The sequence below is a fragment of the Streptomyces sp. NPDC057950 genome (genome assembly GCF_042887295.1).
GTDB lineage: Bacteria > Actinomycetota > Actinomycetes > Streptomycetales > Streptomycetaceae > Streptomyces > Streptomyces kaempferi.
The window spans coordinates 75,834-87,986 of sequence record NZ_JBHVPP010000030.1; the positions used below are offsets into that span (position 1 = coordinate 75,834).

Consider the following 12,153-nt stretch of genomic DNA (forward strand, 5'->3'; position numbering starts at 1 on the left):
CCTGCCGCTGCCGCTGCCGCTGCCGCTGAGCTGATTCCGGGGTCGTGGTGCCGTGTCCCCGGTCACGCGTGACGCGTGACCGCGGCGCGTGCTCCCGCGTTCCCGCGGCGCGTCACGGCTTGCCGCGTTGCCCCCGCAGGTGTTCCGCGATCGGCTGCAGCGACTTGTGCAGCTCCTCCAGGGCCTCGGGGGACACCAGGTCCATGAAGTGCCTGCGGACGGACGCCACATGGTGCGGGGCGACCTTCTTCATCGTCTCCAGGCCGTGATCGGTGAGGACGGCGTACAGACCCCGGCGGTCGGACTCGCAGTTCTCCCGCCGGACCAGGTCCGCGTTCTCCATGCGGGTGATCTGGTGCGAGAGGCGGCTCTTCGACTGGAGGGTGGCGGCCGCGAGGTCGCTCATCCGCAGCCGGACGCCCTCCGACTCGGAGAGGTTCACCAGGATCTCGTAGTCGTTCATCGTCAGCCCGAACGGCTGCAGGTCCCTCTCGAGCTGGTACGTCAACAGCCTGTTGACCTCCAGGTGGGTGCGCCAGGCGCACTGCTCCGCATCGGTCAGCCAGCGCGTGGCCGTCTCGGTCTCCATGAATGAAGTCTACCTAAAATGTTGAAAGGCGAACTAGTGAGGGTGGTGTGACGGTGCGCACGCGTTCGATGTCACACTCCGCAGACTACCGCTCACAGCCCGAAGCGACGCTGGAGGTCTCCGAGCTGTCCGGGAAGGCGCGGTGTCGCGGCCTGCTGACCGTACTGGCCCTGGTGACCGGGTGTGCCGCCGGCGCCGGGCACTCCCGGCTCGTGCGGAACGGCCCCGGTGGCCTGCTCGGCCATCAGGATCTCCGTGGACTGGAGCAGCACGGTGCCGGCTCCCACGAACTCGAACTGATGCTCCTCCCCGGAGGCCCCGCCCAGGCCCGTCAGTGCACGTAGGCCGCCCATGACGCCCGTCATGTACCCGTGGTCGTAGTGATGACACGGGGACGGGCAGTCGGCCCAGCCCACCAGCGCCTGCGGGTCCACCCGGATCGGGGGTTCCATGAACACCACCGGACCGTTCGACGCCGCCACGAACTTGCCGGTTCCGATGAGTGTCAGAAAGCCCGGCACGATCGACTGCTTGAGCGCGAGACTTGGCTGAAAAGCGAGCAGGTTGCCCGAGCGAATGGTCAGGTTGCCGTCGTCCAGGTCATACGAATTCACGTCGAAGGCCCGGTCGGCGAGGAGCATCTTGCCCGAACCGTCCGCCACGACCCAGTCGCTCGCGTGCAGAGGCGAATGGAACGACGTACGGACAAGTCGGTCGAGTCGGCCGTGTCCGATGCCGTTGAACTCCATCGACCCGTAGTAGGCGATCATCTTGCCCTTCTGCAGGAACCACTGGCTCCCTTTGAGCTCCACGCAGAAGGTGTACTTGTTGACGTTGTCGTCGACGGGCAACGTCATGGGGTCGTGGACCGTGGGGCCACCGGGAGTCCCGTACGCGCTCACAGCTTCTCCTCCGAGGCCTGGACGTACACCGCACCACTGCCGCTCAGCTCCAGCTGGAACGCCTCGCCCGAGCCGCGGCCCACCATGTCGCGCCAGCCGAGCGCCGTGGACAGCTTGTTGCGTACGTCGCCGTGGTGCGCCACGTACGCCTGGGGGTCGACGTGGACCGGGCGCTGCGGGGTGATCGGCACCTCGATGACCCCGCCGTGCGCCATCACGGCGACCGAGCCGTGCCCCTTGAGGGTCGTGGTGAACAGGCCCTGGCCCGTCACCTGGCCGCGGACCATGCCCATGACCCCGCCCTGCGAGCCCAGGAACACCGTGCCCTGCTGGAGCGTGCCGTCGAAGGCCAGTAGCCGGTCCGCCTCGACGTAGAGCGTGTCGCCCGTCAGGCTGATCACCTGGATGTGATGGCCGCCGTGCCCGAACAGGACCGTGCCGCTGCCCTCGACGGTCATCAGCGGGGTGGCCTCGCCCGCGACCCGGCGGCCGAGCATCGACATGACCCCGCCCTGGCCGCCCTGGATGTTGGGCGTGAAGGACACCTCGCCCTTGTAGGCGAGCATCGCGCCGCGCTGACTGAACAGGCGCTGGCCCGGCAGGACCGTCGCCTCGATCATCTTGGAGTTCACTTCGCGGAACGGCATGTCACAGGTCCCCCGCGATCGTGTTGCGCTCACTGGGCTGTACGTAGACCAGACCGTCGCCCTCGAAGCGGATCTGGAATGCCTCGCCGCCGCCCTCGCCCATGAACGTGCGGAACGTCACACCGGCGTGGAAGGACTGCCTGACATCGCCCTGGTGGGCGATGTACGCCCCGGGGTCCACCGTCAGCGGGTACTGGGAGCTGACGCGCAGCACCACCGCCGGCCCGTCGGACATGATCGCGGCCTGCCCGTGGCCCTCGACGGTGGTCGTGAACAGACCGTTGCCCTGGGAGGCGCCGCGCAGTCCCGTGAAGGACGTGCCCGTGCGCAGCCCGGCGTCCGTCGCGAGGAGATTGCTGGACTCGACGTACAGCTTGTCGCCCCGCAGGCTCACCAGGTTGATCTCGCTGGCCCGGTCCGCGAACCAGCAGGTCCCGTGCCCCTTCACCTCCATCACCGTCATCTGCTCGCCGGTCAGGCGCCGCGTCACCATCCCGCGGATCCCGTCACCGCCGCCGCTCAGCTTCTTGAAGGCCATCTGACCGTCGTACGCCACCATCGAGCCGTTCTTCGCCTTCACGGCGTCCCCGGTCATGTCGACGGCCAGCACCTTGCTGCCTTGAAGTCGGAACATCGCCACAGTCGTGACGGTAGCCGCCGGTCGCGGAGGGGGACAGGGTCCACGGGTGGATGTCATCCCTGAGCGGACCCTCAGGGGGCCGACGGGACGACCGGGGCGGCGAGCCGGGCGGGACGCGGGCGCCCGCCCGGGGCACGCCGTCCGCGACCCCCGGACCGGGACGCGCTGTCCCGGGTGCCACAATGGCCGGGGCCTTGTGCTTGCGTTCACAAAGCTCTGAGCCCGGACGACCGACGACTCTCCCCCGACCCCACCGAAGGTGACCCGTGGACATAAAGACCGCCACCGCCCTCCGCCGCCTCCGCCTGGTCTCGGCCCCCGAGGCCGTCTCCTTCCTGCTGCTGCTCGTCTGCTCGGTGCTGAAACGGACCACGGACTTCAACGCGGTGCCCGTCATGGGCGCGATCCACGGTGTGCTCTTCATCCTCTACGTGATCTTCTGGGCGGACGCCTGGAACCGCGCCCGGTGGAGCGCCGGGACCGGAATCCTCTACTTCGTCCTGTCCGTGCTGCCCACGGGCGGGTTCTTCGCCGAGCGCAAGCTGCGGCGCGAGACCGAGGACGCGGTCATCGCCTCCCGCGCCCGCCGCGAGGGAGTCGTGGGGTCGTCGTGATCGTCGCCTTCTCCGTGACGCCGCTCGGTGTCGGCGAGGACGTGGGGGAGTACGTCGCCGACGCCGTCCGGGTCGTCCGCGCGTCCGGACTGCCGAACCGCACCGACGCCATGTTCACCTCCATCGAGGGGGAGTGGGACGAGGTGATGGACGTGGTCAAGCGTGCCGTCGCCGCCGTCGAGGCGCGGGCGCCGCGCGTCTCCGTCGTCCTCAAGGCGGACATCCGCCCCGGGGTCACGGACGGTCTGACCTCGAAGGTCGAGACGGTCGAACGGCACCTGTCCGACTGACCTCCGGTCCCGAGCGGCGCCGGCACCCCCGAACCCCGGTCCAGTGGGCCGGGGTTCCGCGCGTCCGGCGGGGTTCGGGCGGCCGCCGCCGCCCCTCTCCGCGTCGAACGGGAACGTATGAGCGACCGAAAGGCGAGACGGGGCAGACCACGATATGACCGGCGGGTAAGGTCTCATGCCGTGCCGAAGCCGCTCAGCCTTGCCTTCGATCCCATCGCCCGCGCCGACGAACTGTGGCAACAGCGCTGGGGAGCAGTGCCGTCCATGGCCGCGATCACCTCGATCATGCGCGCGCACCAGATCCTCCTCGCCGAGGTCGACGCGGTCGTCAAGCCGTACGGACTGACCTTCGCGCGCTACGAGGCACTGGTGCTGCTGACCTTCTCCAAGGCCGGCGAGCTGCCGATGTCCAAGATCGGCGAGCGGCTGATGGTGCACCCCACCTCCGTCACGAACACCGTGGACCGTCTGGTGCGGTCCGGACTCGTCGACAAGCGTCCCAACCCCAACGACGGGCGCGGCACGCTCGCCTCCATCACCGACAAGGGCCGCGAGGTCTGCGACGCGGCGACCCGCGACCTGATGGAGATGGATTTCGGGCTCGGGGTGTACGACCCGGAGGAGTGCGGGGAGATCTTCGCGATGCTGCGGCCGCTGAGGGTCTCGGCGCACGACTTCGACGACGAGTAGACGGGGCAGGGGCGCGCGAAGATCGCGCAAAAGGGGCCGTTACGCTCGTACGCATGAAGAAGAGCGTGCTGACCCGCTACCGCGTGATGGCCTACGTCACCGGTGTGCTGCTGGTCCTGCTGACCCTCGGTGTGATCGCCAAGTACGTGCTCGACATGAACGGTGCCGTGGACTTCACCCGCGTCGTCGCCATCGCGCACGGCTGGCTCTACGTCGTCTACCTCGTGTTCGCCTTCGACCTCGGGGCCAAGGCGAAGTGGCCGGTCGGCAAGCAGCTGTGGGTGCTGCTGGCCGGGACGATCCCGACGGCGGCGTTCTTCGTGGAGCGCAAGGTCAGCCGTGAGCTGGAGTCGAGGATCACAGACGGCTCCCCCGTGGTCGCCAAGGCCTAGCCCGGCCCGTCCCACCAGCCGTGACGCCGCGGGACTCCTGCCGCCACCGGACCCTCCGTACCGCCGTCGGTGTGGTCCGTGGCGGTTTCCCATCGACATTTACTAGGACGTCCTAGTAAATTTGGAGGCATGGACGCTGACGCCATCGAAGAGGGCCGCCGACGCTGGCAGGCCCGGTACGACGCATCGCGCAAGCGCGACGCGGACTTCACCACGCTCTCCGGCGACTCCGTGGAGCCGGTGTACGGGCCTCGGCCCGGGGACACGTACGACGGCTTCGAGCGGATCGGATGGCCCGGCGAGTACCCCTTCACCCGCGGGCTCCACCCGACCGGCTACCGCGGGCGTACCTGGACGATCCGCCAGTTCGCCGGATTCGGTAACGCCGAGCAGACCAACGAGCGCTACAAGATGATCCTCGCCGCGGGCGGCGGCGGTCTCTCGGTCGCCTTCGACATGCCGACCCTCATGGGACGTGACTCCGACGACCCCCGCGCGCTCGGCGAGGTCGGGCACTGCGGGGTCGCGATCGACTCCGCCGCCGACATGGAGGTCCTGTTCAAGGACATCCCGCTCGGTGACGTCACCACGTCGATGACGATCAGCGGACCGGCCGTGCCCGTCTTCTGCATGTACCTGGTCGCGGCCGAGCGCCAGGGCGTGGACCCGGCCGTCCTGAACGGCACGCTCCAGACCGACATCTTCAAGGAGTACATCGCCCAGAAGGAGTGGCTCTTCGAGCCCGAGCCGCACCTGCGCCTCATCGGTGACCTGATGGAGCACTGCGCCGCGAAGATCCCCGCCTACAAGCCGCTGTCCGTCTCCGGGTACCACATCCGGGAGGCGGGCTCCACGGCCGCGCAGGAGCTGGCGTACACGCTGGCGGACGGCTTCGGGTACGTGGAACTGGGCCTCTCGCGCGGCCTGGACGTGGACGTCTTCGCCTCCGGCCTCTCCTTCTTCTTCGACGCGCACCTGGACTTCTTCGAGGAGATCGCCAAGTTCCGGGCGGCCCGGCGGATCTGGGCGCGCTGGATGCGGGACGTGTACGGCGCGAAGTCCGACAAGGCGCAGTGGCTGCGCTTCCACACCCAGACGGCCGGTGTCTCCCTGACGGCCCAGCAGCCGTACAACAACGTCGTCCGTACGGCGGTGGAGGCACTCGCCGCGGTGCTGGGCGGCACGAACTCGCTTCACACCAACGCCCTGGACGAGACGCTCGCGCTGCCGTCCGAGCAGGCCGCCGAGATCGCCCTGCGCACGCAGCAGGTGCTGATGGAGGAGACCGGCGTCGCCAACGTGGCCGACCCGCTGGGCGGTTCCTGGTACGTCGAGCAGCTCACCGACCGGATCGAGGCCGACGCGGAGAAGATCTTCGAGCAGATCAGGGAGCGGGGGCTGCGGGCACATCCCGACGGGCGGCACCCGATCGGGCCGATCACCTCCGGCATCCTGCGGGGGATCGAGGACGGCTGGTTCACCGGGGAGATCGCCGAATCCGCGTTCCAGTACCAGCGGGCGCTGGAGAAGGGCGACAAGCGGGTCGTCGGCGTGAACGTCCACCATGGCTCCGTGACCGGCGACCTGGAGATCCTCCGGGTCAGCCATGAGGTCGAGCGGGAGCAGGTGCGGGAGTTGGGGACGCGGCGGGGTGCGCGGGACGACGCGCGTGTGCGTGCCGCGCTGGGTGCGATGCTCGCTGCCGCGCGGGACGGGTCCAACATGATCGTGCCGATGCTGGAGGCGGTGCGGGCGGAGGCCACGCTGGGCGAGATCTGCGACGCCCTCCGGGAGGAGTGGGGGGTGTACACGGAGCCGGCGGGCTTCTGAACCCCGGGTTTCTTCGCCCCCGCCGCCCCTACCCGTCCCATCTGTTCCTGGGGGCTGCCGCCCCCAGACCCCCGCTTCGGCCTTAAGGGCCTTGTCCTCAATCGCCGGACGGGCTGAACTACCCAGCCCGTCCGGCGATTGAGGACGAGCCCTTCGGGCGAGCGGGGGTCCAGGGGGCGCAGCCCCTTGGTGGGGTCTGGGGCGGAGCCCCAGGTGCGGGATGGGTCGGGTAGGGGCGGCGGGGGCGAAAGAACGTCCGGTCAGGGGGCCTCGGTGGCGCCCGCCAGGCCGAGCAGGAGCACCCGGGTGAACGCCCGCACCCACTCCTCGTCCGCCGCCTCCGCACTGACCAGCGTGCGATGCACCACCGCCCCGGCGACCACGTCGAAGATGAGATCCGCCGTACGCGCGGACGCCTCGGGATCGGACTCCGGCGGCAGCTCCCCCCGGGCGGTGGCCCGCGCCCTCCCCTCCACCACGAGCCGCTTCTGCCGGTCGACGATGGACGTCCGGATCCGCTCCCGCAGGGGCTCGTCACGGGTGGACTCCGCCACCACCGCCATCAGGGCGGTCTTCGTCTCGGGCCGGTCCAGGATCGCCGCGAACTGCAGCACCACACCCTCGATGTCCGCCGCCAGACTGCCGCGGTCGGGCAGCTCCAGTTCGTCGAAGAGCACGGCGACCGCGTCGACCACGAGCTCGTTCTTGCCGGCCCAGCGCCGGTAGAGGGTCGTCTTGGCGACCCCGGCGCGGGTCGCCACGTCCCCCAACGTCAGCTTGGACCAGCCCAGTTCGACCAGTGCCGCCCGCGTCGCCTCCAGGATCGCGGCGTCCGCGGCAGCGCTGCGTGGGCGCCCCGTACGCGGGACGGAAGAGCGACTCTGCATGGCAGGACCATATCCGCCGTTGTGGGCGGGCAAATCCGGCCGTTCCGTGAAGCCGTGAGGGAGATCACCGGGGGAAGTCGGGCGAAGACGCCCCCCTACAGTTACGCTACGACCCGTAGCGAAAGCTGCGGACGACGCTCGTACACCCTGACCCGTGCGCGAGCGGCAACCACAGGCGCCGGGTGGGGACCCGGCGCGAGCACCACACATCAGGACGCCGGGCGCCGCGGACCAGGACGTTGCGGGCCCGGCTTTCACAGCGTTTTTCACACGTGCGCGAGGAAGGGGGAGGATGTACTCATGCAGCCACGGAACATGTCCATGAGCGGAGTCGTCGACCTCGCCGCGGTGAAGGCGGCCCAGGAGGCCAAGGCGAAGGCGGAGCAGGCGCGCGCCGAAGCGGCCAGGCAGGGCGGCGGAGGCGGGGCCGTGTCTCCCGCCAGTCTCGTCATCGATGTCGACGAGGCCGGATTCGAGCGTGATGTCCTTCAGCGGTCCACCGAGGTACCGGTCGTCATCGACTTCTGGGCCGAGTGGTGCGAGCCCTGCAAGCAGTTGAGCCCGGTGCTCGAGCGGCTGGCCGTCGAGTACGGCGGCCGGTTCGTCCTCGCCAAGATCGACGTCGACGCCAACCAGATGCTGATGCAGCAGTTCGGGATCCAGGGGATCCCGGCCGTCTTCGCCGTGGTCGCGGGGCAGGCTCTGCCGCTCTTCCAGGGAGCCGCCGCCGAGGCGCAGATCCGGGGGACCCTGGACCAGCTCGTGCAGGTCGCCGAGGAGCGTTTCGGCCTCACCGGTCTGACCGTCGACCAGGAAGCCGAGCCCGGCGCCGCCCCGGTGGAGCACGAGATGCCGGCCGGACCGTACGACGCGCTCCTCGAAGCGGCCGTACAGGCCCTGGACGCCGGTGACTTCGGCGGTGCCGTACAGGCGTACCGGAACGTGCTGAGCGACGACCCGGGCAACATGGAGGCCAAGCTCGGCCTCGCCCAGGCCGAGTTGCTCCAGCGCGTGCAGGGCGCCGATCCGGGCAAGGTGCGCGAGGACGCCGCGGAGAACCCGAACGACGTGCGGGCGCAGATCGCCGCCGCCGACCTGGACCTCGTGGGCGGCCATGTCGAGGACGCGTTCGGGCGGCTCATCGACACGGTGCAGCGCACGGCGGGCGACGACCGCGACGCCGTACGGGTGCGGTTGCTCGAACTCTTCGAGGTGGTGGGCGCCGACGACCCGCGCGTGATCGCGGCGCGCCGCGCGCTGGCCAGGGCCCTGTTCTGACCTGTTCCTAAACGCCGGGCCTTGTGACGCCCAGGTGAAAGATTCGCCAGGAGGGCCACAAGCGGCCGCGTTTTACCAAAACTTGGTAAACGCGGCCGCTGTTACTGGGAGTAAGTCGGAGGCGTTGGTCTGTCGGATTCCGTCCGGGGATCAACCTTTTTGTCATCCGCCCCAGCGCCACCCTGAGTCGCCAACCGATACCGACGGGTCGTTGTTCGGTTATCCGGCCGTTACTAGCCAGTAACGAACCCCCTTGTGCGGGCGGCCAGAATGCACCACGATCGGCGACGCTCGGTCCATTACCCCTCCTCCGACAACCAATCGGGTCAAGGGGTTTTCTGGGTCCCCACCGGGTAGGGGCGGCGGCAGTGACGCCGCCTCTTGGGCAGGGGGGTCTTCGCCGTCGGGTGGAGCCTGTCCAGCAGGTTGTGCGTGATGTGTGTCAGGCGCGACCAGTGGTTGTCGCTCGGGGGTGATCGCCGGTGTGTTCGGGCGTAATGCGTCCGAGGAGTACGGCGCTCTCCTTCCCGAGGACGTAGCACTTCTCCCATCCCTGCCCGGCTGAGCCGCCGACAAGTGGCAGTCAGGGCCAGGAGATGTACGTCCGAGAAGGAGGAAATATGCAGTCCCAGGTGCGTGGCGGGACCAGATGGAAGCGGTTCGCCGTCGTGATGGTGCCCAGCGTGGCCGCCACGGCAGCGATAGGTGTGGCCCTCGCGCAGGGTGCTCTCGCCGCGTCGTTCAGCGTCTCCGGCCAGTCGTTCAAGGTCTCGGCGGATTCGCTCAACGGCAAGGGTTTCTCGCAGTACGGAGCCATTGACGCGGGTTACACCCTCGATGGCAAGAAGACGGGTCACCCCGTCGCGGTGTCGGCGTTCAAGTCCGCGTCGATCACGAACATGTGTCAGTCCGTGGTCACCCCGAACGTTCCGTTGCTCGGGTCGGTCAGCCTGATCCTCAGGGCGGGCGGGGCGGGTCACGACGCGGTGCAGGCCGAGAACCTGTACATCGACGTCGAGGACCTCCAGGCCAATGCCACGTTCCACGGCATTGACATCGGCGTGGCCGCCGGTGACACGGGTGCCGACAAGGGCGGCAAGGGCCCGGGCATGAAGGGTGGCGGCGAGCAGGCCAACCCCTACGGCTTCGCCCAGCAGGCGGATTCCGCGGAGCTCACGGACGTGAAGCAGACGGCGTGGGCGACCACCGCCGGCACGTTCAAGCTCAGTGGCCTGAAGATGTCGGTGTCGACGGGCACCAAGGAGTGCTACTAGGCACTCAGGGGGCGGGCGGGGGAGCCGGCAGCTGCCCCGCCCGCCCCACCTCTTTCCGCAGTATGTGAACTTTTCACAGCAAGCCGTTCCAGGGAGCCGTTTTCCATGAGCGCCGAGTCACCCGGGCAGAGCGAGCACTATCTCCAAGTCTTCCGGCGGAACTTCCGGTCCTGGAGGGGCGAACGCCCGTTCTGGGCGGGCCTGTACGTCCTGCTCGCGGGTATCCCCATCGTGTACTTCCCGTACGCACACCTCCAGATCGGCCATCTGACGATGGCCATGGGCACCCCCGGCGGCGCCGGTTCCCTGATCATCGGCGTGCTGCTCTTCGTGCTGGGCTTCAGCCTCTGGTTCCAGAAGCACGTACGGACCTTCGCCGGAGTCGCGGCGATCCTGCTGGGGCTGGTGTCCATTCCGGTGGCCAACCTCGGCGGCTTCCTCGTCGGCTTCCTGCTCGCGATGGTGGGCGGAGCGATGGCGGTCTCCTGGGCGCCGGGTGACTCCGGTGAGGAAAAGCGCAGTTCGACGTACAAGAGCCAGGGCGGCGCCCCGAGCGCCTCCGACACCCCGAACACCCCGCAAGCGCCGCAGGCGCCGGAATCCCCCGGCACTCCGGACGGCGCGGACGGCGCGGGTCCCGCGGACGCCGGCGAGACGGGCGGCGAGCCGAGGGACCTGTCAGGAATGAGCTCCGCCCACGGGGCGAACGGGAGGCACAGTGTCGGCTGACGAGGCGACCCGCGGGACGGAAGTCGACGAGTCCCGGGTGAGAACCGGACCGCGCCACGCGGCCCCCAGGAAGCCCCTGTTCACCAGATTCCATGTTCCCGCGGGCAAAGCCGTGGCCATCGCGGCGATGCCGACGGCCGTCCTGATGGGTATGGGCTTCACCCCGACGCTCGCGCAGGCGGACGACCACTCGTCGTCCAAGAGCTTGACGATCGACGAATACCAGAAGTGCGTCGAGGCCATGACCGGCGCCAAGGACGGCAAGGACGCCTCGGCCACGCCGACGCCCTCCGCCTCCACCTCGGCGAGCTCCACCGCGTCACCCGGCACGGCGAAGCCGACCCCCTCGGCCAGCGCGTCCCCGGACAAGACCTCTTCGTCGGATTCAGGTTCCGACGACAAGGCCGGGTCCGAGCCGACGCCGTCCGCGAGCAAGTCGGCCCAGAGCGGCAGCGGCACCGGTGGTGACGAGAAGCCCGCGGCGACCCCGTCGGCCTCCACGGGCGACGGCGGACTGCTCGGCGCCGTCGGCGACGCCATCACGGGCGTCCTCACCGGCGGCGGCGGTTCCACGGCGAGCTCCACCCCCACGCCGTCCGCCACCCCTTCCGCGTCCACCTCGGCGAGCGCCGGGGACACCCAGGACAAGGGCGCGTCCGGCACCGTCAAGGACACCGCCGGCAAGGTCACCGACACGGTCAAGAAGGCCGTGAAGGACACGACCGACACGGCGACCAAGGCGGCCGAGGACACCACGAAGGCGGTCAAGGACGCCACCGACGCGGCCACCTCGTCCCCGAGCCCGTCCGCGAGTGCCACCACGGACCTGTCGGACTGCCCGGTCGCCACGGACGCCGAGGGCGGTGTCGACAACCGCATACTGCTGCCCGACGACCCGTGGTACCTGAACGCCAGCTCGCTGCTGCTCAAAGGCGCCGACTACCAGGGCGTAGTGAAGGTGAAGACCGCCAGCGGCAAGGTCAAGAGGGTTCTGAAGTACGTGATCTCCGACGGCACGGACATCGGCGACCTGCACCAGACGGTCAACGACGAGCAGTCCGGCAGGACGTACCACGTACAGGCGGGCAAGGGGACGACGTCCACCATCCGCGACGGCAAGACGATCATGTACACGGAGAGCATCTCCGGGAACCTGCTCGGCCTGATACCGATCACGTTCGACCCGGACAACCCGCCGCCGCTGAACATCCCGCTGATCTACTTCACCAAGGTGAAGGTCGTGCAGGCCGGACAGTTCGGCGGGACGCTGACCGTACCCGGGCTGCACCAGTACACCAGCTGACGGGCCCCGGCCCGCGGGTCCTCGACCCGCCCACGGACCTTTCCGGGAGCCGCAACACCCTGAGGGCGCCCCCTGTTCACGCAGGAGG

At 69.3% G+C, this 12,153-nt stretch carries 14 protein-coding genes; 9 read left to right on the top strand and 5 right to left on the bottom strand.

Annotated features, from left to right (window positions below; all coding sequences use genetic code 11):
• Nucleotides 1-112: 112 nt before the first annotated feature.
• From ACFVTC_RS37660 to ACFVTC_RS37675, 4 genes are all read right to left on the bottom strand, one after another.
• Nucleotides 113-589, bottom strand: coding sequence for a MarR family transcriptional regulator (locus ACFVTC_RS37660; protein ID WP_356270207.1), 477 nt, complete (start codon nt 587-589; stop codon nt 113-115).
• Between the two features lie 92 nt (nt 590-681).
• Nucleotides 682-1,491, bottom strand: coding sequence for an AIM24 family protein (locus ACFVTC_RS37665; protein WP_390133497.1), 810 nt, complete (start codon nt 1,489-1,491; stop codon nt 682-684).
• Entirely contained in the window at nt 1,488-2,138 is a 651-nt protein-coding gene (locus tag ACFVTC_RS37670; protein WP_390133499.1) for an AIM24 family protein, read from the bottom strand. The genes ACFVTC_RS37665 and ACFVTC_RS37670 overlap by 4 nt, the downstream gene beginning before the upstream one ends.
• 1 nt (nt 2,139) lies before the next feature.
• Nucleotides 2,140-2,772, bottom strand: coding sequence for an AIM24 family protein (locus ACFVTC_RS37675; protein WP_390133501.1), 633 nt, complete (start codon nt 2,770-2,772; stop codon nt 2,140-2,142).
• A gap of 272 nt (nt 2,773-3,044) precedes the next feature.
• Here ACFVTC_RS37675 and ACFVTC_RS37680 point away from each other — a divergent pair, with 272 nt between their 5' ends.
• The 5 genes from ACFVTC_RS37680 to ACFVTC_RS37700 all read left to right on the top strand — a co-directional run bounded on the left by ACFVTC_RS37680 (nt 3,045) and on the right by ACFVTC_RS37700 (nt 6,594).
• Entirely contained in the window at nt 3,045-3,392 is a 348-nt protein-coding gene (locus ACFVTC_RS37680) for a DUF3817 domain-containing protein (protein ID WP_168530291.1), read from the top strand.
• A complete protein-coding gene (locus ACFVTC_RS37685; protein ID WP_390133504.1) occupies nt 3,389-3,682 on the top strand; it encodes an MTH1187 family thiamine-binding protein in 294 nt (97 codons plus the stop codon). The genes ACFVTC_RS37680 and ACFVTC_RS37685 overlap by 4 nt, the downstream gene beginning before the upstream one ends.
• 180 nt (nt 3,683-3,862) lie before the next feature.
• The gene (locus ACFVTC_RS37690; RefSeq protein ID WP_390133506.1) at nt 3,863-4,372 is read left to right on the top strand and encodes a MarR family winged helix-turn-helix transcriptional regulator; all 510 of its coding nucleotides are present in this window, start codon (nt 3,863-3,865) and stop codon (nt 4,370-4,372) included.
• A 53-nt stretch (nt 4,373-4,425) separates the two neighbouring features.
• On the top strand, nt 4,426-4,764 hold the full coding sequence (locus tag ACFVTC_RS37695) for a DUF3817 domain-containing protein (protein WP_390133508.1): 339 nt from the start codon (nt 4,426-4,428) through the stop codon (nt 4,762-4,764).
• A gap of 129 nt (nt 4,765-4,893) precedes the next feature.
• On the top strand, nt 4,894-6,594 hold the full coding sequence (locus ACFVTC_RS37700; protein ID WP_390133510.1) for a methylmalonyl-CoA mutase: 1,701 nt from the start codon (nt 4,894-4,896) through the stop codon (nt 6,592-6,594).
• Nucleotides 6,595-6,854: 260 nt separating this feature from the next.
• On the opposite strand, the gene ACFVTC_RS37705 is transcribed toward ACFVTC_RS37700, so the two are convergent.
• Entirely contained in the window at nt 6,855-7,481 is a 627-nt protein-coding gene (locus tag ACFVTC_RS37705; RefSeq protein WP_390133512.1) for a TetR/AcrR family transcriptional regulator, read from the bottom strand.
• A 300-nt stretch (nt 7,482-7,781) separates the two neighbouring features.
• Between ACFVTC_RS37705 and ACFVTC_RS37710 the strand changes: the two genes are divergently transcribed.
• From ACFVTC_RS37710 to ACFVTC_RS37725, 4 genes are all read left to right on the top strand, one after another.
• Entirely contained in the window at nt 7,782-8,759 is a 978-nt protein-coding gene (locus tag ACFVTC_RS37710; protein WP_390133514.1) for a tetratricopeptide repeat protein, read from the top strand.
• Between the two features lie 620 nt (nt 8,760-9,379).
• Nucleotides 9,380-10,033: a DUF6230 family protein gene (locus ACFVTC_RS37715; RefSeq protein ID WP_390133516.1), complete on the top strand. Its 654-nt coding sequence runs from the start codon at nt 9,380-9,382 to the stop codon at nt 10,031-10,033.
• 105 nt (nt 10,034-10,138) lie between these two features.
• On the top strand, nt 10,139-10,762 hold the full coding sequence (locus ACFVTC_RS37720) for a DUF6114 domain-containing protein (protein ID WP_390133518.1): 624 nt from the start codon (nt 10,139-10,141) through the stop codon (nt 10,760-10,762).
• Nucleotides 10,752-12,065, top strand: a complete 1,314-nt coding sequence (locus ACFVTC_RS37725) for a hypothetical protein (protein ID WP_390133520.1) — start codon at nt 10,752-10,754, stop codon at nt 12,063-12,065. The genes ACFVTC_RS37720 and ACFVTC_RS37725 overlap by 11 nt, the downstream gene beginning before the upstream one ends.
• Nucleotides 12,066-12,153 lie beyond the last annotated feature (88 nt).